An 18,942-nucleotide genomic window follows, 5' to 3' on the forward strand; every position below is an offset into this window, starting at 1 on the left:
GAGGCCGTCGCCGCCCTGCTGGCCAGCCCGGCGGCGCGGGCGGCCTGCGGCGTGGCCGGCCGGCGGCGGGTGCTGGGCCACTACGGCTGGGATCGGGTGGCCGCCGCCACCGAAGCCGCGTACCGCACCGTCCTCACGCCCGCCGCCGCCCCCTGAGCCCGCGTCCGCCCCCACCGTCCCCGCACTGCACCGGCACCGGCACCCGGCACCCGGCACCCGGCACCGGAAGCAGGCGGACGGCCCCACAGCATCAGCAAGGTCAAGGAGGAGCACACCGTGAGCACTGCACTGCGTGTGGCGCACGAACACTGCCAGTCCCTGCAGGACGCGCTGGCCCACTTCCGGGCAGAAGGGCTCGTGCAGGTCACCGAGTGGGGGCGGCATCTGGCCGCGGTCCTGCCGGTCGGCGGACGGCTGCTCGCCGCGGGCAACGGCGGCAGTGCCGCCCAGGCCCAGCACCTCACCGCCGAACTCGTCGGCCGGTACCGCACCGAGCGCCCCGCCTACTCGGCCATAGCCCTGCACGCCGAGACCTCCTCGCTCACCGCGATCGGCAACGACTACGGCTACGACGAGGTCTTCTCCCGCCAGGTCGAGGCGCACGGCCGTCCCGGAGACGTGCTGGTCCTGCTGTCGACCTCCGGCCGCAGCCCCAATCTGGTGCGCGCCGCCGACACCGGCCGGGCCGCCGGCCTGCGGGTGTGGGCCATGACCGGCCCCCGGCCCAACCCGCTGGCCGCCGAGGCCGACGAGGCCCTGGCCATCGACTCCCCCAGCACCGCCACCGTCCAGGAGGCCCACCTGGTCGCCCTGCACCTGATGTGCGAGTCCTTCGACATAGCGGCCGGAGCGGAGCCCGACGCCGCGCTGGGCGCCACCACGGCCGCGGGAGCGGAAGCGGACCCGGAGGCGGCGGCGCGGCTCGCCGACCACTGAGCCCGGCCCGGCCGCGCTGCCGCGGCTCCTCCCGCCCGGAGCAAGGAGTACGTACCCATGACCAGCCAGCAGCCGATCGTCGTCGTCGGCGACACGCTCCTCGACCAGGACGTGCACGGCGACACCACCCGCCTGGCGCCGGACGCCCCGGTCCCGGTGGTGGACGTGGCCGAGGAACGCGCCCGCCCCGGGGGCGCCGGCCTGGCCGCCGCCCTGGCCGCCCGCGACGGCCGCGAGGTGGTGCTCGTCACCGCCCTGGGCTCCGACGAGGCCAGCGAGGCCACCCGCGCCGTGATGCCGCCCGGCGTACGGCTCGTCGAGATCCCCCTGCGCGGCACCCTGCCGGTCAAGACCCGGGTGTGTGTGGACGGCCGGCCGCTGCTGCGCGTCGACCGCGGCGGCGGCCGGCCCGGCACCCCCGGCGACGAGGTCCGCCAGGTGCTGCGCGAGGCCCGGGCGGTCCTGGTCGCCGACTACGGCCGGGCCACCGCCTCGGCGGTGCGCGAGGACCTGTCCGAGGCCGCACGCCACCTGCCGCTCGTCTGGGACCCCCATCCGCGCGGCGAAGCCCCGGTGGCCGGGGCCCGGCTGGCCACCCCGAACGACCGGGAGGCCCGTACCTTCGTGCCCGATCCGGCACCCGGGCAGGGCATGGCCGGCTCCGACTCGCTGCGCGCGCACGGCCTGCGCGGCGCACGCCTCGCCGAACGCTGGGGCGTGGCCTCGGTCACCGTCACCCTGGGGGCACGCGGCGCCCTGCTGACCCGTGCCCGCTGCGACGACCCCCTGTATGTGCCGGTGAACCAGCACACCACGGGCGATCCGTGCGGAGCCGGGGACTGCTTCGCGGCCACCGCGGCCGCGGCGCTGGCCGACGGCGGGCTGCCGGAGGAGGCGGTGCTGAGGGCGGTGGAGGCGGCCAGCGCCTTCGTCGCCGCGGGCGGCGCGGGCAACCCGGCCACCTGGCGCCCGCAGGACCGCCACGGCCGCGCCCGGGCGGGCGCCGCCGCGGGCGCGGACGGACGCGGGGACAGGCAGCGCGGCAGGGCGCCGCACCGGCTGGCCGAGGTGCTGGCCCTGGTGGAGTCGGTGCAGACGCGCGGCGGCACCGTGGTCGCCACCGGGGGCTGCTTCGACCTGCTGCACGCGGGCCATGTGCAGTTGCTGCAGAACGCCCGCCGGACCGGTGACTGCCTGATCGTCTGCCTGAACTCCGACGCCTCGGTACGGCGGCTCAAGGGGCCGGGACGGCCGCTCAACCCGCTGTCCGACCGGATCCGGGTGCTGACCGGGCTGGCGTGCGTGGACGCCGTGGCGGTGTTCGACGAGGACACCCCGGAGGCGCTGCTCCGCCGGATCCGCCCGGATCTGTGGGTCAAGGGCGGCGACTACAGCGTCAGCGGACTCCCGGAGGCCGCGGCGCTGCGCGAGTGGGGCGGGCAGGCGCTGGTGCTGCCGTATCTGGCCGGCCGCTCCACCACGGCCATCGCCCGGCGCGCCGCCCACGGTCCGGACGCCTCTTCCGCCTCCGCGTCCCTGCCGCGATGAACACCGCCGCAATCCCCGCTCCGCTGCCCCGTACTCCGGCAGCACCCGCCGCAGCGGCCGGCGCCGCAGGCAGGGTCAGCCGGAGCGGCCGGGCAGGGGCGCCCGGACCGGCCGGCGCGGGCCGCGCAGCGGACCAGGCGGACCAGGCGGACCCGGCGGACCCGGCAGACGCGGCCGGTACGGGCGGTACGGGCGGTGCGGGCGGAGCGACAGCGGAGGGGAGGAGCGGGCGCGGCGCCGCAGCCGCACGGCGTACCGGCGGGACGGGCGGTGCGCCCGGGCGGAATGACGAGGGCGGGGAGCGGCGGATCGTGGTGCTGCGGGCGCTGGGGCTGGGAGACCTGCTCACCGGAGTGCCTGCGCTGCGCGCGCTGCGGCGGGCGTATCCCGGCCACCGGCTGCTGCTGGCCGCGCCGGCCCGGCTGGCCGATGCGGCGGCCGCCACCGGCGTGGTGGACGGGCTGCTGCCCACCACGGCTCCCGGCCGGGAGGTGCCGCGCCGGGTGCCCTGGCGGGGCCCGCCGCCCGACCTGGCCGTGGATCTGCACGGCAACGGCCCGGAGAGCCTGGCCCCGCTGCGTGCCCTGTCCCCCGCCCGCCTGCTGGGCTACGCCCTGCCGGGCGCCCCGCCCTGGCGCGAGGACGAGCCGGAACGGGCCCGCTGGTGCCGCCTGCTCGACACGCACGGCATCCCGGCCCCCGACCCGGACGATCTGCTCCTGGACACCGTGCCGCAGACGCCCCGCCCGCCCGGCGGGCGGGGCCCCGGGGCAGGTGCAGGGGCGGGGGCGGGGGCCGTGGTGCTGCATCCGGGCGCGGACGCCGGGTCCCGGCGCTGGCCGGCCGACCGCTTCGCGGCCGTGGCCCGCGCGCTCCGCGCGGCCGGACACCGGGTGGTGGTGACCGCGGGCCGCGGCGAGGGCCCGACGGCGCGGTCCGTGGCAAGCGACGCCGGACTGCCCGACGGCAGCGTGCTGGGCGGTGACCGGGATCTGCCGTTCGGCGAACTGTGCGGGCTGCTGGCCAGGGCCCGCGCGCTCGTCGTGGGGGACACCGGCCTGGCCCACCTGGCGACCGCGCTGGGCACCCCCTCGGTGGTGCTCTTCGGCCCGGTCTCGCCGCGGGTGTGGGGGCCTCCGCCGTGGCCGCGCCACCGGGTGCTGTTCCGCCCCGGTCCGGGCGAGGGGGACGTGCCGCGCCCCGGCGACGCGCACGGTCACCGCCCCGACCCGCGGCTGCTGCGCATCACCCCGGAGGACGTGCTCACGGCGCTGGCCGGTCTCGACGGCGACCGCCGCCGCCCGTCCCGGTCCTCCCGGACCCCCTCCCCCTCCCGCTCCCCCTCCCCCTCCGCCGCCACCGCTCCCGTGCACGCTCACCACCAGGAGGAGACCCGGACATGACAACAGACCGCGAACTGGGCCCCGGTTCCACGGGGGTCGCCGTGATCACCGGCTCGGACTCCGGCATCGGCCGCGCCACGGCCGTGCAGCTCGCCCGGCAGGGCATGGACATCGGCATCACCTGGCACACCGACCGGGAAGGCGCCCTGCGCACCGCCGCCGAAGTGCGCGAACTGGGCCGCCAGGCGTCCGTCGAGCAGCTCGACCTCACCGGCCTGCCGGAGGCGGCGGAGGTGATCGACCGGCTCGCCGAGCGGCTCGGCGGCATCGACGTGCTGGTCAACAACGCGGGCACCGGTACCGCCACGCCCTATCTCGACATCGGTCTGGAGCAGTTGCGCGAGGTGCTGGACATCGATCTGGTCGGCCCGTTCCTGTGCGGGCAGCGTGCCGCCCGGCGGATGATCGAGCAGGGCGGCGGGGGCCGGATCATCAATGTCACCAGCGTGCACGAGCACCAGCCGCGGGTGGGGGCGGCGCCCTACTGCGCGGCCAAGGGCGGTCTGGGCCTGCTCACCCAGGTGATGGCCCTGGAGCTGGCCGAGCACGGCATCCGGGTGAACGCGGTGGCGCCCGGTGAGATCAGCACCCCCATGACCGGACAGGAGGGCGTCGATCCGCACACTCAGAGGCGGCCGGGCGTGCCGCTGGGCCGACCGGGGGACGCCCGGGAGGTGGCATCCGTGATCGGCTTTCTGGTGAGTGAGGACGCGGCCTATGTCACGGGCGCCTCCTGGGTGGTGGACGGCGGCATGCTGCGCATGGGGCCGCAGGCGGGTTCCCACCTCACCGGCGACGACTGGCGACGCGGCTGACGGCACACCGGGCCGGAGCCGGACACCGGAGACACAGGCCGGAGACACAGACGGGAGACGCGGACAGGAGACGCGGCCCGGGAGACGCAGACCGGGAGACGCAGACCGGGAGGCGCCGCTGCCACGGTGGCGGGCCGTGCGGCCGGTCACCCGATGTAGCGGCGGGCCGTGGAGTGGCGCTGGGCGTGCTCCAGCGCCCGCAGGCGGCGCTCCACCTCGGGCGGCACCACCCGCCGTTCGCGCACCAGCCACGGCAGCCCGGCCAGTGCCGCGCCCAGTGCCCGGGCGGTGGCACGGTCCCGGGGGACGGTGCGCAGCAGATGGAGCGTGCGGCGCAGCGCCGGGCCGGCCGGCCGGCGCAGCCAGGTGAACCAGAGGGTGTTGCGGATGCCGTCGGTCCGCCGCCGGGTGGCGTCCCGGGCGGGCGAGGCGGCGTGATGGATGGTCAGCTCCGGGCAGAACACCAGCCACCAGCCGCGGGTCATCAGATCGGCTGCCAGCAGCTCCTCCTCGCCGCCGAGCCACAGCCGGGGCGAGAAGCCCCCGGCGGCGCGGAAGGCGTCGGTGCGCAGCACGGTGGCTGCGGCGAGGAAGGAGCCGAGCGGCGGCCCGGGGAGCGCGGGTTCGCCGGGCGGCGGCCCGGGGACGGGCGAGTCGCGCAGTTCCGCCACGATGGGGTCCTCGGTGCCGGCGGGCTCCACGACGATGCGGGCGGTGACGGCGGCGACGGTGGGGTGGGCGTCCAGCAGGTCGGCGGCGGCGCGCAGCGAGCCGGGCTCCCACCAGGTGTCGTCGTCGCAGAAGGCCACGTAGCGGGTGGTGAGGTGACGTGCGGCCAGGTTCCGGCCGAGGGCGCCCAGGTTGGCTCCGGGCCGGAGCAGGGTGACCTCGGGGTGGAGGCGGGCAACGGCCTCGGCGGTGCCGTCGGCGGAGGCGTTGTCGGTGACCAGGACACGGGGGCGCTCGGGGAGCGCGGCCAGCCGGTCCAGGGTGCGCAGCAGTTCGTCCCGGCGGTTGTGGGTGATGACGGCCACGGACACCCGGCCGTCCGGCTGCCTACGCGTCTCCTCCGCTTCCCGAGCCCGAGCCGCTCGTCCCTCCGGAGGGGTGCGCTGCCGCTGCCGCTCGGTCATGGACCGCTCTCCTCTCGTTGCTCCCCGCCTCGTTCGCGTCGTGCGCGCCGTGTCCCGTCGTCTCCGGCGTCTCCCGCCGTCTCCGCCGTTGCCGCCGTTTCCCGTGCCGCTGCCGCCCGCCGGCTCCGGACGGAGGGGCCTGCGGCTACGGGCCGGCGGCGACCCGGGCCTGTCCGGCCGCCCCCGGCCGCAGCCGCTGCTGTTCCAGGCGGCGCACCGCGGCCTCGACGTCCTGCGGCAGACGGCGGCGGTGACGCAGGGCGGCGGGCAGCCGGGGCAGCAGCCCGCCCAGCGCCCGCCGGGCCACCGGGTCGCCGGGCGCTGACCGGGCAAGCTCGCCGGTGTGGCGCAGCGCCACCGGCAGCGGGCGGCGCAGCCAGGCGGTGAGTGCGGCATTGCGCCGGGTGAGGGCGTCCCGGTGCGGGCGGGGCGCCTCGGCCGGCCGGTGCCGGGCCGTCAGCCGGGGCGCGTAGCAGGACGTCCAGCCGGCGGCGGCCAGGTCGTAGGCGAGCAGGGTCTCCTCGGCGCCGAAGAACAGCACCGGGTGGTAGCCGCCGACGGCCAGGAACGCCTCCCGGCGGACCACGGCCGCGCAGCCCAGGAAGCCCAGCACCGGCGGGCCGGGCAGGCGGTCGGCCGGTGCGGGGCCTGGCGGCCGGGCCAGCGGGGAGGCGGCCAGCACCGCGTTGAGCGGGTCCTCGGCACCGCCGGGACCGGGGCCGACCAGGGTGCGGGCGGCCAGCAGGCCAACGCGCGGATGCCGGTCCAGCAGTCCGCGGGCGGCGGCCAGCGCGCCCGGTTCCCACCAGGAGTCGTCGTCGCTGAAGGCGACGTAGTCGGTGCCGACGGCGCGGACGCCCTCGTTGCGGGCCAGGGCCCCGCGGTTGGTGTGCAGCGGGACAAGCCGCACCTGCGGGAAACGCCGGGTGACCATGGCGCGGGTCTCGTCGGTGGAGGCGTTGTCCACGACCACGATCCGGGGCCGTTCGGGCAGCGCGGTGAGCCGCCGGAGCGTCTCGGCCAGCCGCCCGGCGCGGTCTCGGGTGGCGATCACCACTCCCAGGGAGGATGCATTCATGACGCGCCGGCGAGTGCCCTCGCGCGGCTGCCGCCAAACGGCGGGGCCCGGGGCCTGTACGCGCACCGGCCCGCGGGCGGCGGCCGGGTGGCCGGACGAGTGGCCGCCCGGCCCCGGCCCGGGGCGGTTTGGGCTGGTGGGGGCCGGTTACCCGCGGCCCGTGACGTTCCACGAGACCGGCAGAGTCCTGCTCACCGGATGGTTCAGTTTCCTGCACGGCGAAGTCACGGCCGGCGACGCGCTGGCCCTGCGGCGCGTCCAGGAGGTGCTGGACCGTGCCCGGGTCCGTTACGACGTGGCCTGGAGTCCCCGTTTCCGGCCGGACGCCCTCACGCTGGACCGGGCCCGCCCCGAGGACTACGCCTCGCTGGTCTTCGTCTGCGGCCCGCTGCACGGTCCGCATGTCGCCGGACTGCACGCGCGCTTTCCGCACTGCTTCCGGGTCGCGGTCGGCAACTCCGTGATCGACCCCGCCGACCCCGCCGTCACCGGATTCCACGAGGTGCTGGCCCGCGACGGCCGCCGGATTCCGGCCACCCGCGATCTGGCGGTGCGGGCACCGACCGCCGGTTCGGTCCCGGTGACCGGTGTGCTTCTCACCCACGGCCAGAGCGAGTACGGGACCCGCCGGCTGCACGACGACGTGGCGCGCACCGTCTCCGAGTGGCTGGCCCGCACCCGGTGCGCGCCGCTGGTGCTGGACACCCGGCTCGACACGCGGGACGGTCTGCTGGCCGGGACCCCCGAGGAGTTGCTGTCCCTGCTGGAACGCACCGACGCGGTGATCACCGACCGGCTGCACGGCATGGTGCTGGCGCTGCGCGCCGGGGTGCCGCCGGTCGCCGTCGATCCGGTGCGCGGCGGCGCCAAGGTCACCGCCCAGGCGCACGCCTGCCGCTGGCCCGCGCTGATCCCGGCCGAGCAGCTCGACGCCGCCCGGCTGGACGCCTGGTGGTCCTGGTGCCTGCGGCGGGGGCGGCAGGCCGCGCAGCGCCGGCGGCGGCTGCTGACCGCGGGCGCGGACCCGGCCGACCGGCTGGTGAGCACGCTGCGGCAGGCCGCGCCGGCCGTCGGCCGCTGAGGCGGACGCGGACGGGGCGGCCTCGCGTCCGCGTCCGCCTCATGGGCGTTTCTGGATGACGCCGAAGACGTGGCCGTCCGGGTCGAAGAAGTAGAAGAGTTTCTGGTTCTCGTACTCGTGCTCGCGGGCCACCTCGACGAGGGGGCGGATGCCGGCCACATAGGCGTCGAAGTCGTCCACGGCCAGCGAGAAGGTCGCGAACGCGCCGACCGGGGTGTCCCGCAGCGGCGGCATCCAGCGCCGCAGGTGCTCGTCCCGGTAGACGGTGAGCGCGAACTCGCCGTTGAACAGCAGGGTGCGCAGGTCGTCGTCCGGATCGCCGCCGCCGGGCAGCGCGGTGAAGCCCAGCTTCTTGAAGAAGCCGACCGACGCCTGGGTGTCCCGCACCCCGAGACAGACGGAGATGACGGGGGTCTTCAGCATGGCTCTCTCCTCGCTCCTCGCCCTCACAGCGGCACATAAGCACTGTATGGGTCGATACCAGACAAGTCACCACACTGCATCGCGGAGAACCCCGGTGGGGTATCGTGCACTCACACCTTCGGGACGGGGAGGGCGAACGCACGGTGACGGCGGACGGACGGCGGAGGGCGGCCGCCTGGGGCGGCCGGCTGCTGCTGCTCCTCGCCCTGCTGCTCGGCTTCACCGCCATGCACACCCTGGGTCACCACACCGGTGACCACCACGCCACGGCACCGGCATCCGCCGGCGCCACGACGGCCGGGCAGCCGGCGCAGCACACCTTCTCCGGGTTCCCGGGGTCCTCCGGCTTCTCCGGGCACCAGGCCGGCCGGATGGCCGTGCACGCCCCGCACGATCCGCACGGCGGCGCGGCGGACCGGGACGACGTCGGCCCCGGCCACGGATTCGATCCCCTGACCGTGTGCCTGGCGGTGCTGGCGCTCGGCTCCGCCGCCGTGCTGCTGGTCACCGGCGCCGTGTTCCTCGCCCGCCGCATGCGGCAGGACACACCCTCACCCGCTGCGCGGCTGCTGCCGCCCACCCTGCTGGCGCTGCCGCCCCCGCCCCGTCACGCCATACGCCTCGCCCGGTTGTCGTTGCTGCGCATCTAGCGGGCCCCGGCCGCTGCCGCGCCCGCCCGCCTGTCCGTCTCGGCCGGCGCGGCGCGGCGGCGGCCCGTGGGCCCCGTCCGCGTGCGCGCGGCTCCCCGGCCCCTCGGCTTCCTGCACGGCCCGACGGCCTCACGACTTCATGGCTTCACGACTTCAGGACGAGGAATCTCCCATGCGCATTCAGCGTGTTCCGCGACTTCAGCGAGCCCGGATCTCCCGCCGCGGCGTGCTCGGCGCCGGGCTCGGCATGACCGGGGCCGGCCTGCTGGCCGCCTGCTCCGGCTCCGACGGCAGCAGCACCGGGGGCGACGCCCGGAACCCGGGCGGCTTCGTCTCCCCGGACGACCCCGAGGTGAAGGCCGCCGAGGCGGCCCGGGGCTCCGGCCCGCTCCGCGAGGTGCGGCTGACGGCCGTCGAGGGGCGGCTCGGTCTGGGCGGCGGTCTCTCCGTCCCCACCTGGGCCTACGACGCCACCCTGCCCGGCCCGGAGGTCCGGGTCACCGCGGGGGACACCCTGGCGCTCACCCTCGCCAACCACCTCCCGGACAGCACCAGCGTTCACTGGCACGGCCTGGCGCTGCGCAACGACATGGACGGCGTCCCGGACGTCACCCAGCCCCCGATCGCCGCGCACGCCGACTTCACCTACCGCTTCGCCGTCCCCCACCCCGGCACCTACTGGTTCCATCCGCACACCGGCGTGCAGCTCGACCGCGGGCTGTACGCGCCGCTGATCGTCGAGGACCCGGACGAGCCGCTGGCCTACGACCAGGAGTGGGTCGTGGTGCTCGACGACTGGCTCGACGGCGTGGAGGGCAGCACCCCGGACGCCGTCCTGGCCGAACTGCAGAAAGGCATGAGCCACGGCGGACACGGCGCGGACGGCGGCTCGGACGGCGGCGGGCACGGGGGCCACGGCGGACACGGCTCGGACAGCAGCGGGGACGGCGGAACGGACAGCGGCACGGACGGCGGCACGGACGGCGGCCCGTCCCGGGTGGCCATGGGCTTCACCAGCGAACTNCCGTCCCGGGTGGCCATGGGCTTCACCAGCGAACTGCTCGGCGGCGACGCGGGCGATGTCGCCTATCCGCACTACCTGGTCAACGGCCGGGTGCCGGAGGACCCGCAGGTCTTCCGGGCCCGCCCCGGCGACCGCATCCGCATCCGGTTCATCAACGCGGGCGGCGACACGGCCTTCCGGGTGGCGCTCGGCGGCCATGGGATGACCGTCACCCACACCGACGGCTTCCCGGTGCGGCACGCGGAGACGGACGCCCTGCTGATCGCCATGGGCGAGCGCTACGACGTGCTGGTCACCGCCGGGGACGGGGTCTTCCCGCTGACCGCGCTCGCCGAGGGGAAGGACCGCACCGCGCTGGCCGTGCTGCGCACCGCGTCCGCCGGCGCAACCCCGGCGCCCGGCACCCGCCCGGCCGAGCTGGACGGCCGGGTGCTCACCGCCGGAGAGCTGCGGGCCGACCCCTCGGTGGCGCTGCCGGAGGCCGAGCCGGACCGGGTCATCCGCATGGAGCTGACCGGCGGCATGGCGGCCTGGGACTGGGGCATCAACGGCAAGCCGCACGGCACGGACCACGCGCCCGACGAGGACTATGCGGTGCGCGAGGGCGAGCGGGTGCGGCTGGTGTTCACCAACAGCACCACCATGTGGCACCCGATGCACCTGCACGGCCACACCTACCAGCTCGGCGGCGGCGGGCCGCGCAAGGACACCTCGGTGGTGCTGCCGGGCCAGACCGTGGAGGCGGACTTCACTGCCGACAACCCCGGCTGGTGGATGGTCCACTGCCACAACGTCTACCACGCCGAGTCCGGCATGATGGCGCCGCTCGGCTACCTGCGCTAGCACCGGAGCGCCCGTCCGTGGCCCGGCCCCCGGACGGGCCGCGGACGGACCGCGGACGGACCGCGCGCGGTGGCGGGCAGGGGCGGGCAGGGCGTGAGCAGGGTCATAACGTCAGTTGGACGATTAGTCCTCTAGACTCGGAGACGTGCCTCAGCTACGTCTCGCCCTGAATCAGATCGACTCCGCTGTCGGAGACCTCGACGGCAATGCCGACGCGGTCGTCCGCTGGACCCGGTACAGCGCCGAACGCGGGGCCCACCTGGTCGCCTTCCCGGAGATGATGCTGACCGGCTACCCCGTCGAGGACCTGGCGCTGCGCCCGTCCTTCGTGGCGGCCAGCCGCGCCGCCCTGCTCGCTCTCGCCGCCCGCCTGGACCGCGAGGGCCTGGGCGGTGTCCCCGTCGTCGTCGGCTACCTGGACCGCGGCGAGGAACGTCTCCCCCGTTACGGCCGGCCGGCCGGCTCGCCGCAGAACGCCGCCGCCGTCCTCCAGCACGGCGAGGTGGTGCTCACCTTCGCCAAGCACCACCTGCCCAACTACGGGGTCTTCGACGAGTTCCGCTACTTCGTGCCCGGCGACACCCTGCCGGTGATCCGGGTGCACGGCGTCGACGTGGCGCTCGCCATCTGCGAGGACCTGTGGCAGGACGGCGGCCGGGTGCCCGCCGCCCGGGCCGCCGGCGCCGGCCTGCTGCTGGTGATCAACGCCTCCCCCTACGAGGTCAACAAGGACGACACCCGCCTGGACCTGGTCCGCAAGCGCGCCGGGGAAGCCGGCTGCGCTCTCGCCTACCTGGCCATGACCGGCGGCCAGGACGAACTCGTCTTCGACGGCGACTCGCTCGTGGTGGACGCCCAGGGCGCGGTGGTGGCCCGCGGTCCGCAGTTCGCCGAGGAATGCCTGCTGCTGGACATGGAGCTCCCGGCCGCCGCGCCCGAGCCGCCGTCCGGCACGGTCGGCGCCGACGGCACCGGGGCGGACCGGCTGACCGTGGTGCACCGCACGCTGTCCGCCCGGCCGCTGCCCCGCTACCCGGTGGAGTACCCCGGCGGCGCGCACCCGCGGCTGGGCGACGAGGAGGAGATGTACCAGGCGCTGGTCACCGGGGTCCGCGCCTACGTGCGCAAGAACCGCTTCCGCACCGTGCTGATCGGCCTGTCCGGCGGCATCGATTCCGCGCTGACCGCCGCCATCGCCTGTGACGCCATCGGACCGGAGAACGTCTACGGCGTCTCCATGCCCTCCCGCTACTCCTCCCAGCACTCCCGGGACGACGCGGCCGAGCTGGCCCGCCGCACCGGCCTGCACTACCGCACCGTGGAGATCGCCCCGATGTTCGACGCCTACATGGCGTCCACCGAGCTGACCGGGCTGGCCGAGGAGAACCTCCAGTCCCGGCTGCGCGGCACCCTGCTGATGGCCATCTCCAACCAGGAGGGGCAGATCGTGCTGGCGCCGGGCAACAAGAGCGAGCTGGCGGTCGGCTACTCGACCCTCTACGGCGACTCGGTCGGCGCCTACGGCCCGATCAAGGACGTCTACAAGTCGGCGGTCTTCCGGCTGGCGCGCTGGCGCAACGCGCACGCCGCCGCACGCGGCGAGACCCCGCCCATCCCCGAGCGCACCCTGACCAAGCCGCCCTCCGCCGAGCTGCGCCCCGGCCAGCTGGACACCGACTCGCTGCCCGACTACTCGGTCCTGGACGCGGTGCTGGAGCGCTATGTCGACCTGGACCACGGCCGGGACGAGATCGTGGCCGCGGGCTTCGACGAGGAGCTGGTGCGGCGGGTGCTGCGCATGGTGGACGCCGCCGAGTACAAGCGGCGGCAGTATCCGCCGGGCACCAAGATCTCCCGCAAGGTCTTCGGCAAGGACCGCCGGCTGCCCATCACCAACGGCTGGCGCGAGGGCTGAGCGGGCCACCGGCCCGGGGCGGCCCGGCGGCCCGGCGGGAGGCCGGGCCGCGGGTCACTCCACCCGGGCGGCCACCGGGCGGTGGTCGCTGCCGGTGGCCGGCAGGGTCCAGGAGGTGACCGGCTCCAGGCCGCGCACCAGGATGTGGTCGATCCGGGTCAGCGGGAAGCCCGCCGGATAGGTGAAGCCGAAACCGGCCCCGGCCGCGCCCTGGGTGGACCGGAGCTGGGAGGTGACGGGCGCCAGCGCGCGGTCGTTCATGGTGCCGTTCAGATCGCCGAGCAGCACCACCCGCTCCAGCGGCTCGGCGGCGATGGCCAGGCCCAGCAGGTCGGCGGCGTCGTCCCGCCGCCCGGCGGTGAACCCGGCCCGCAGCTGCACCCGCACCGACGGCAGATGCGCCACGTACACGGCCAGGTCGCCGTCCGGGGCGGACACCGTGGCGCGCATCGCCCGCACCCAGCCCAGGCCGATGTCCACCGGCCGCACGTCGTCGAGGGGGTAGCGGCTCCACAGCCCGACCGTGCCCTGCACCGCGTGGTGGGGGTACGCCCCGGCCAGTTCCCGCTCGTAGGTGGCGACCTGATGCTGCGGAATCTCCTGAAGGGCCAGCACATCGGCCCCGGAAGCGGCCAGTTCCCCGGCGGTGGCGGCCGGATCGGGGTTGCCGGCGTCCACGTTGTGGGTGGCCAGCATCAGGTCGCCGCCGTCCGCGGTCTTGTCCAGCAGCAGACCGCCGAACAGGTTCAGCCAGACCAGCAGCGGCACCAGCACGCCGATCAGGGCGGTGCACGAGCGCCGCCACAGTGCGGCGCCCAGCAGCACCGGCAGCGCCAGTCCGGCCCAGGGCAGGAACGTCTCGGCGAGGCTGCCGAGGTTGCCCACCGCGTTGGGGATGTGCGCGTGACTGACCATCAGCAGCGCCACCAGCAGGGCCAGGGCGGTCAGCACCAGGCCCCGCCGCCAGCGGCCGGTGCGGTCCCCCCAGCGGGGCCGCGGCCGGGGCGGCGGCGCGCTCTCCCCGGACGCCGGCTCCTGCGGCGTCCGCTCCTGCGGCGCCGTGCGCTGCGGCCGCCCGGGCGGCTCACCGGGCACGGCCGCGTGCGCCACCGTCCGGATTTCCGCCTCCGCCGGGCCGTGCGGCTCGGGTGCGGAGCCCGGGCTGCCCGCCGGGCTCTCGGTACGTGCCATGTGCAAAAACCCTCACTGGCTGTCGCGGGTGCCACCCAGGACCTTAGGGGAGCCTGGGCGTCCCAGGACAATCGCGCTCCTCGATCCGGCGGAGGGGAACGCGGCTGTCAGGGACGAACTCCAATGTGAACCAGGACGACCGGCGCACCACCCGGGGTTCCGCCCCGTGCACGTGCGCGACCCGGCCGTACCGGCACCGGCACGACCGGCACCGCGGTGTGACATCACCCACAGCGCGGGAACGTGCCCGGCCCGCGGTTCCCGTCCCGGGTGCGCGGTGCCACCATGGAGTCGTTCCGGGGACGCCGCGAGGCGCCACGAGACGACGACAGGAGAACTGCGATGACGCAGCAGGATCAGGCTGCCCGGACATCACCGGAGCAGCCCGTACTGTACGGCGGCAAGGGCAGCCGCCGGATCACCGTACGTGACATCGGCCGCGCCAAGGAGCGCGGCGAGAAGTGGCCGATGCTCACCGCCTACGACGCCCTGACCGCCTCCGTCTTCGACGAGGCGGGCATCCCGGTGCTGCTGGTGGGCGACTCCATGGGGAATGTGGCCCTGGGCTACGACTCCACCGTGCCGGTCACCCTCGATCAGATCACCATGCTGTCGGCGGCCGTGGTGCGCGGCACCCGGCGGGCCATGGTCGTCGGCGATCTGCCGTTCGGCAGCTACCAGGAGGGCCCGGTGCAGGCCCTGCGCAGCGCCACCCGGCTGATGAAGGACGCCGGGGTGGGCGCGGTGAAGCTGGAGGGCGGCGAGCGGTCCGCCGACCAGATCCGGCTGCTGGTGGAGGCCGGTATCCCGGTGATGGCCCATGTCGGCCTCACCCCGCAGTCGGTGAACGCCTTCGGCGGGCACCCGGTGCAGGGGCGCGGCGAGGAAGCCGCCCAGCAGCTTCTGCGGGACGCCAAGGCGGTCCAGGACGCCGGAGCCTTCGCGGTGGTCCTCGAACTCGTCACGGCCGGACTGGCCGCCGAGGTGACGCGCAGCCTGCACATCCCCACCGTGGGCATCGGCGCCGGGTCGGAGTGCGACGCCCAGGTGCTGGTGTGGTCGGACATGGCCGGGATGACGGACTGGCCGGGCGGGCGCAAGCCGCGCTTCATCAAGGAGTACGCCCGGCTGCGCGAGACGCTCGGCGACGCCGCCCGCGCCTTCGGCGACGACGTCGTCTCCGGCACCTACCCGGCCCCGGAGCACAGCTTCCGCTGATCCTGCCCCCGCGTGCCCGCCGGGGCCGGTCCGTACCGGCCGGCTCCGGCCGCCTCCGCCACGCGGCACCGGCCGGACGTGCGGCGCCACGTTCCCCCCACCGCGGCGCCGCGCTCCGCGCGGGGCCCCGCCGGTGCCGCCGCCGGGAGCGACCGCTCGCCCAGCGGTCGCCGCCCGGGGTGCCCCGGCCCGTTCCCTCCGGGCCGGGGCACCCCTGGTCCCGGGCCTCCGGTGCCGGGCTGCCGGTGGCGGGCTGCCGGTCTCACCGTGCCGCGCGGGCCATCCGGATGCGCCGGGCGTAGTACCAGGCCAGATTGGAGGACACCCCGGCCAGCAGCACCCAGACGATGCCGAGCCAGCTCCCCTGTACGAACGAGACGACCGCGGCGGCCACGGCGAGCACACAGACGATCAGGGCATAGACGGCGAACCGCCGGTCGGCGCGCCGCGCCGGGGCGGGGCTGGACTGCGACATGAGGGTGACTTCCGTGCTTCCGTACGTCCGGACGGTCCGGCCTGCCCATTGTCCCCCACCCCGCCCGCCGGCCCGCGACCGGCACGGCCGGAGCCCCGCCGAGCCCGCCGGGGAGCCCGCCGGGCCGTCAGACATCGGTGAGGCGGATGCCGGCGTGGGACTTGTAGCGGCGGTTGACGGAGATGAGGTTGGCGACCAGGGCCTCGATCTGGTGGGCGTTGCGCAGGCGGCCCGCGAAGACGCCGCGCATGCCGGGGATGCGTCCGGCCAGGGCCTGGACGGTTTCGCAGTCAGCGCGGGAGTCGCCCAGGACGAGCACGTCGGTGTCGATCCGCTCGATGGACGGGTCCTGGAGCAGAACGGCGGAGAGGTGGTTGAAGGCGCAGGTGACCCGCGAGTCGGGGAGGAGAGACGCGGCCTGTTCGGCGGCGCTGCCCTCGTCGGGGCGCGGCGCGTACGCGCCGCGCTTGTCGAAGGCGAGGGGGTTGACGCAGTCCACCACCAGTTTCCCGGCCAGTTCGGCGCGGAGCGCGGCAAGGGTGGCGGCGTGGCCCTCCCAGGGGACGGCGACGATCACGGCATCACTGCGCCGGGCGCACTCGGCGTTGTCCGCGCCCTCCACGCCGGCCGGGCCGAGCAGGTCGTCGGCGGCGATGGACCGGGCGCGCTCCGCGTTCCGCGAGCCGATGATCACCTTCTGCCCGGCGCGGGCGAGACGGTAGGCCAGGCCGCGCCCCTGGTCGCCGGTGCCGCCCAGCACCCCCACGACCAGCCCGGAGACATCCGGAAGCTCCCAGGGGTCCTTGCGTGGCGCGGCTGCCGGTCCCGGCGCCGGGGTCTGCGCTCCGTCTGCTGCAGTCATCGAATACCTCCGAGGGGTGAAGAAGGCCACGGGGAGGGGGCCGACCGGGTCAGGGCACGGCGGAGTGTCGCCCGCATCCACGGGAGGGAGAAAGCCGAGGCGCGATGGTACCGATGCGCGCGACGCGCGCCCGTCACCGCTCCGGGGAGCCGGCCCCGCCGGTGTCCTGACCGGGGTCCGGATCGTTCCAGCGGGGATCGTGCTGCCACTCCTCGTTGCGCTTGCGGGCGAGGTCGATGGCGTGCTCGGCCTCGGCGCGGGTGGAGTAGGGGCCAAGCCGGTCCTTGGCCGGGCACTCCGGTCCCTCCTCGACCGTGCCGTGCTTGAGGCAGTAGAACCACTCGCCCGGTTTGCCGTGGGCGGGCCTGCGCTTGAAGAGTGACATGTCTGCATCCTGCCCGCCGCGGGCGGGCGCGGCCACCGCCGCGGCAGCGGCGAGGCGGTGCGGGGCACCGCCCGGCCGGTTCTGGCCTGCGCGGACTACACTCAGGCGCATGTCTGGCCAATCTGTACTTGTCCCCGGAAGGCTCTCCCCGCGGCGCACCGTCCCGTCCTCGATCGCGCGCCCGGAGTACGTCGGGAAGAAGGCACCGGCCCCGTACCGGGGCCCGGAGACGCAGAGCGCGGAGACCATCGAGCGGATGCGGGTGGCCGGGCGGATCGCCGCCCGGGCCATCGTGGAGACCGCCAGGCACATTGCCCCGGGGGTGACCACCGACCACCTGGACGAGATCGCGCACGATTTCCTGGTCGCGCAGGGCGCCTACCCCTCCACGCTGGGCTACCGGGGCTTCCCCAAGTCGCTGTGCACCTCGGTGAACGAGGTGATCTGCCACGGCATCCCGGACTCGACCGTGCTCAACGCGGGCGACATCGTCAATCTCGACATCACCGCCTTCGTGGACGGGGTGCACGGCGACACCAACGCCACTTTCCTGGTCGGCGGCGAGGAGGCGGTGGACGAGGAGTCGCGGCTGCTGGTGGAGCGCACCCGGGAGGCGCTGAACCGGGCGGTCAAGGCGGTGCGGCCGGGCCGCCGGATCAACGTCATCGGCCGGGTCATCGAGTCGTACGCGCGGCGCTTCGGCTACGGCGTGGTGCGGGACTTCACCGGGCACGGCATCAGCACCTCGTTCCACTCGGGGCTGATCGTGCCGCACTACGACGACCCGAATGCCACGACGGTGATCAAGCCGGGCATGACCTTCACCATCGAGCCCATGCTCACCCTGGGTACCCATGAGTGGGAGATGTGGGACGACAACTGGACGGTGGTGACCAGGGACCGCAGCCGTTCGGCGCAGTTCGAGCACACGCTCGTGGTCACCGAGACCGGAGCGGAGATACTCACGCTCCCCTGAACCCGGTACTTAGGCTTACCTAACCGAACGCTTGACTTAGGTAAACCTAAGTAGCAAGGATGGCGGAGTGCGGCACTCCGGCCGCGCCCCGCCCCGCCCGCCACGGGAGGCCCGTTTTGTCCGCGTTCGATACGTCCTCGCTCGACACCACGCCGTTCTCCACGCTGATCCGCGAGGCCTCGCACCAGCAGCACACCGAGGCCGAGAACTCCGTGTTCATGAGCGAGCTGCTGGGCGGACGGCTCGGCCTGGAGGGGTACATCCGGTACACCGAGCAGCTCTGGTTCGTCTACCGGGCGCTGGAGGCACCGACCGCCCTGCTCGCGGACGACCCGGTGGCCGGGCCCTTCGTACGCCCGGAACTGGCCCGCACCGCCGCCCTGGAGCGGGACCTGGACCATCTGCACGACGGCGGCGACTGGCGTGCCGCGCTGCATCCGCTGCCCGCGACGGAGAACTACGCGGCGCGCATCCTGGAGGTCGCCCGCACCTGGCCGGGCGGTTATGTGGCGCACCACTACACGCGCTATCTGGGCGACCTCTCCGGTGGCCAGGTGATCCGGGGCACGGCGGAGAAGACCTGGGGCTTCGCGCGCAGGGGCGACGGGGTCCGGTTCTACGTCTTCGAGGACATCGCCAACCCGGCCGCCTTCAAGCGCGAGTACCGCACCTGGCTGGACGCACTGCCGGCCGACGCGCCGGAGAAGCTGCGCATCGTGGACGAATGCCGGCTGGCGTTCTCCCTGAACACCGCGATGTTCCGCGATCTGGGCGCGGCCATGGCCGTCTGACGCCCGGAGGGGACGCAGGCCGAAGGGGACGGAGAGAGACGGACGGAAAGGCCCGCCCGGTGTGTCGGCACCGGGCGGGCCTGGTCTCGTCCCGCGAACGGCGGGCCGAACGGCCCGCGGTCAGCGGGTGCCGGCCGCCCGGCGGCGGGCCGCCAGCCAGACCGCGGCGCCGCCGGCCACGGTGAGCGCGGCGGC

At 75.3% G+C, this 18,942-nt stretch carries 18 protein-coding genes; 11 read left to right on the forward strand and 7 right to left on the reverse strand.

Going from position 1 to position 18,942, the window contains the following annotated elements; all coding sequences use genetic code 11:
- Positions 1-276 precede the first annotated feature (276 nt).
- The 4 genes from GQS09_RS18910 to GQS09_RS18925 all read left to right on the forward strand — a co-directional run bounded on the left by GQS09_RS18910 (position 277) and on the right by GQS09_RS18925 (position 4,702).
- A complete protein-coding gene (locus tag GQS09_RS18910) occupies positions 277-936 on the forward strand; it encodes an SIS domain-containing protein (RefSeq protein WP_165987808.1) in 660 nt (219 codons plus the stop codon).
- 57 nt (positions 937-993) lie between these two features.
- Positions 994-2,484: a D-glycero-beta-D-manno-heptose 1-phosphate adenylyltransferase gene (gene rfaE2 / locus GQS09_RS18915; protein WP_165987810.1), complete on the forward strand. Its 1,491-nt coding sequence runs from the start codon at positions 994-996 to the stop codon at positions 2,482-2,484.
- 311 nt (positions 2,485-2,795) lie between these two features.
- On the forward strand, positions 2,796-3,887 hold the full coding sequence (locus GQS09_RS18920; RefSeq protein ID WP_399552561.1) for a glycosyltransferase family 9 protein: 1,092 nt from the start codon (positions 2,796-2,798) through the stop codon (positions 3,885-3,887).
- Positions 3,884-4,702: an SDR family oxidoreductase gene (locus GQS09_RS18925; protein WP_165987816.1), complete on the forward strand. Its 819-nt coding sequence runs from the start codon at positions 3,884-3,886 to the stop codon at positions 4,700-4,702. Before GQS09_RS18920 ends, GQS09_RS18925 begins: the two co-directional genes overlap by 4 nt.
- Before the next feature lie 146 nt (positions 4,703-4,848).
- Here the strand turns inward: GQS09_RS18925 and GQS09_RS18930 are convergent, their stop codons facing one another.
- Positions 4,849-5,742: a glycosyltransferase gene (locus tag GQS09_RS18930; protein WP_313896214.1), complete on the reverse strand. Its 894-nt coding sequence runs from the start codon at positions 5,740-5,742 to the stop codon at positions 4,849-4,851.
- Positions 5,743-5,980: 238 nt separating this feature from the next.
- The gene (locus GQS09_RS18935) at positions 5,981-6,913 is read right to left on the reverse strand and encodes a glycosyltransferase family 2 protein (protein ID WP_165987819.1); all 933 of its coding nucleotides are present in this window, start codon (positions 6,911-6,913) and stop codon (positions 5,981-5,983) included.
- A 160-nt stretch (positions 6,914-7,073) separates the two neighbouring features.
- On the opposite strand from GQS09_RS18935, the gene GQS09_RS18940 reads away from it, so the two are divergent.
- Positions 7,074-7,994, forward strand: coding sequence for a polysaccharide pyruvyl transferase family protein (locus GQS09_RS18940; protein ID WP_313896215.1), 921 nt, complete (start codon positions 7,074-7,076; stop codon positions 7,992-7,994).
- 39 nt (positions 7,995-8,033) lie between these two features.
- On the opposite strand, the gene GQS09_RS18945 is transcribed toward GQS09_RS18940, so the two are convergent.
- The gene (locus GQS09_RS18945; protein ID WP_243761553.1) at positions 8,034-8,417 is read right to left on the reverse strand and encodes a VOC family protein; all 384 of its coding nucleotides are present in this window, start codon (positions 8,415-8,417) and stop codon (positions 8,034-8,036) included.
- A 104-nt stretch (positions 8,418-8,521) separates the two neighbouring features.
- On the opposite strand from GQS09_RS18945, the gene GQS09_RS18950 reads away from it, so the two are divergent.
- The 3 genes from GQS09_RS18950 to GQS09_RS18960 all read left to right on the forward strand — a co-directional run bounded on the left by GQS09_RS18950 (position 8,522) and on the right by GQS09_RS18960 (position 12,849).
- Complete coding sequence (locus GQS09_RS18950) at positions 8,522-9,067, forward strand: hypothetical protein (RefSeq protein WP_313896216.1); 546 nt, start codon at positions 8,522-8,524, stop codon at positions 9,065-9,067.
- A gap of 172 nt (positions 9,068-9,239) precedes the next feature.
- On the forward strand, positions 9,240-10,934 hold the full coding sequence (locus GQS09_RS18955; protein WP_165987822.1) for a multicopper oxidase family protein: 1,695 nt from the start codon (positions 9,240-9,242) through the stop codon (positions 10,932-10,934).
- Positions 10,935-11,079: 145 nt separating this feature from the next.
- Positions 11,080-12,849 carry an NAD+ synthase gene (locus tag GQS09_RS18960; RefSeq protein ID WP_165987824.1) on the forward strand — a complete coding sequence of 590 codons (1,770 nt, stop codon included), beginning with the start codon at positions 11,080-11,082 and terminating at the stop codon, positions 12,847-12,849.
- Between the two features lie 54 nt (positions 12,850-12,903).
- On the opposite strand, the gene GQS09_RS18965 is transcribed toward GQS09_RS18960, so the two are convergent.
- Entirely contained in the window at positions 12,904-14,040 is a 1,137-nt protein-coding gene (locus GQS09_RS18965; protein ID WP_165987826.1) for an endonuclease/exonuclease/phosphatase family protein, read from the reverse strand.
- Between the two features lie 342 nt (positions 14,041-14,382).
- On the opposite strand from GQS09_RS18965, the gene panB reads away from it, so the two are divergent.
- Entirely contained in the window at positions 14,383-15,258 is an 876-nt protein-coding gene (gene panB / locus GQS09_RS18970; RefSeq protein WP_165987828.1) for a 3-methyl-2-oxobutanoate hydroxymethyltransferase, read from the forward strand.
- 262 nt (positions 15,259-15,520) lie between these two features.
- On the opposite strand, the gene GQS09_RS18975 is transcribed toward panB, so the two are convergent.
- The 3 genes from GQS09_RS18975 to GQS09_RS18985 form a co-directional block, all read right to left on the reverse strand.
- Positions 15,521-15,733, reverse strand: a complete 213-nt coding sequence (locus tag GQS09_RS18975) for a hypothetical protein (RefSeq protein WP_165987830.1) — start codon at positions 15,731-15,733, stop codon at positions 15,521-15,523.
- 127 nt (positions 15,734-15,860) lie between these two features.
- A complete protein-coding gene (npdG, locus tag GQS09_RS18980) occupies positions 15,861-16,595 on the reverse strand; it encodes an NADPH-dependent F420 reductase (RefSeq protein ID WP_165987832.1) in 735 nt (244 codons plus the stop codon).
- Positions 16,596-16,728: 133 nt separating this feature from the next.
- Positions 16,729-16,980: a hypothetical protein gene (locus tag GQS09_RS18985; protein WP_165987834.1), complete on the reverse strand. Its 252-nt coding sequence runs from the start codon at positions 16,978-16,980 to the stop codon at positions 16,729-16,731.
- 109 nt (positions 16,981-17,089) lie between these two features.
- Between GQS09_RS18985 and map the strand changes: the two genes are divergently transcribed.
- Entirely contained in the window at positions 17,090-17,956 is an 867-nt protein-coding gene (gene map, locus GQS09_RS18990; protein WP_165987836.1) for a type I methionyl aminopeptidase, read from the forward strand.
- Positions 17,957-18,072: 116 nt separating this feature from the next.
- Complete coding sequence (locus GQS09_RS18995; protein WP_243761554.1) at positions 18,073-18,747, forward strand: heme oxygenase (biliverdin-producing); 675 nt, start codon at positions 18,073-18,075, stop codon at positions 18,745-18,747.
- Positions 18,748-18,942 lie beyond the last annotated feature (195 nt).

Source organism: Streptomyces sp. YIM 98790 (assembly GCF_011421595.1).
GTDB lineage: Bacteria > Actinomycetota > Actinomycetes > Streptomycetales > Streptomycetaceae > Streptomyces.